The 1312-nt window shown below is 67.1% G+C and carries 1 protein-coding gene; it reads left to right on the top strand.

Annotated features, from left to right (window positions below; translation table 11 throughout):
• Positions 1 to 324: 324 nt before the first annotated feature.
• Positions 325 to 1312: L-serine ammonia-lyase (locus tag ACFW0B_RS25780; RefSeq protein ID WP_449151793.1), on the top strand; the 988-nt coding region annotated here is incomplete at its 3' end.

The following is a 1312-nucleotide window of genomic DNA, read 5'->3' as shown; positions in this document are numbered from 1 at the left end:
GCCGCGAACTGGCCGTGTACCCCAGCGCCAGCCTGGTGGACGGCAAGTACTGGCCGCCGGTGGGCCGCGTGGACAACGTCTACGGCGACCGCAACCTGGTCTGCGCCTGCCCGTCCATCGAGGCCTACCAGGACGCCTGACGGCCCTCATGTAGGAGCCAGCTTGCTGGCGAAGCACTCTGCCCGAACTATTCGCGAGCAAGCTCGCTCCTACAGCGTCCGGACACAAGACAAGAAGTTCGGCGGTCGGACCTTCGGGCCCGATCGTCCGGGCTGTCTACGCTGACTAATAAGAAAGAGCCGAGCACAAGCTCAGGAGCGCGACATGTCCCTCAGTGTCTTCGACCTGTTCAAGATCGGCATTGGCCCATCCAGCTCCCATACCGTGGGCCCGATGCGCGCCGCCGCGCGCTTCGTCGAAGGCCTGCGCCGCGAGAGCCTGCTGGACGACACCCAGTGCCTGAAGGTGGAGCTGTATGGTTCCCTCGGCGCCACTGGCAAGGGCCACGGCAGCGACAAGGCCGTGCTGCTGGGCCTGGAAGGCGAACAACCGGATAGCGTGGATACCGACAGCGTGGATGAGCGCCTGGCGCGTATCCGCGAGAGCGGCGAACTGCTTCTGGGCGGCGAGAAGCCGATCCATTTCGTGGAAAAGGAGCACCTGGCGCTGATCCGCAAGCCGCTCCCCTACCACCCCAACGGCATGATCTTCCGCGCCTTCGACGACGCCGGCATCCAGATCCGCTCCCGCGAGTACTACTCGGTGGGCGGCGGCTTCGTGGTGGACGAGGAAGCCGCGGGCCTGGACCGCATCGTCGAGGACAGCACGCCGCTGCCCTACCCGTTCAAGACCGCCCGGGACCTGCTCGCCCATTGCAGCGCCACAGGCCTGTCCATCAGCAGCCTGATGCGCGAGAACGAGAAGGCCTGGCGCAGCCCGGCGGACACCAGCGCCGGGTTGATGAAGATTTGGCAGGTGATGCAGGACTGCGTGAAAGCCGGCTGCCGCAAGGAAGGCATCATGCCCGGCGGACTGAAGGTCAAGCGCCGCGCCGCCGCGCTGTACCGCCAGCTCAGCGAGCGCCCGGAGGCCGCCCTCAAGGACAGCCTCAGCGTGCTCGACTGGGTCAACCTCTACGCCCTTGCGGTGAACGAGGAGAATGCCACCGGCGGGCGCGTGGTCACCGCGCCCACCAACGGTGCGGCGGGCATCGTCCCGGCGGTGCTGCACTACTACAGCCGCTTCGTGCCCGGCGCCAATGACGACGGCGTCGAGCGATTCCTGCTCACCGCCGCCGCCATCGGCATCCTCT

Origin of the sequence: Metapseudomonas phytobenefica, from assembly GCF_043392685.1 — a bacterium.
In the GTDB taxonomy this organism is placed as follows: Bacteria; Pseudomonadota; Gammaproteobacteria; order Pseudomonadales; family Pseudomonadaceae; genus Metapseudomonas.
This window is presented reverse-complemented; position numbering and strand designations above follow the sequence as displayed.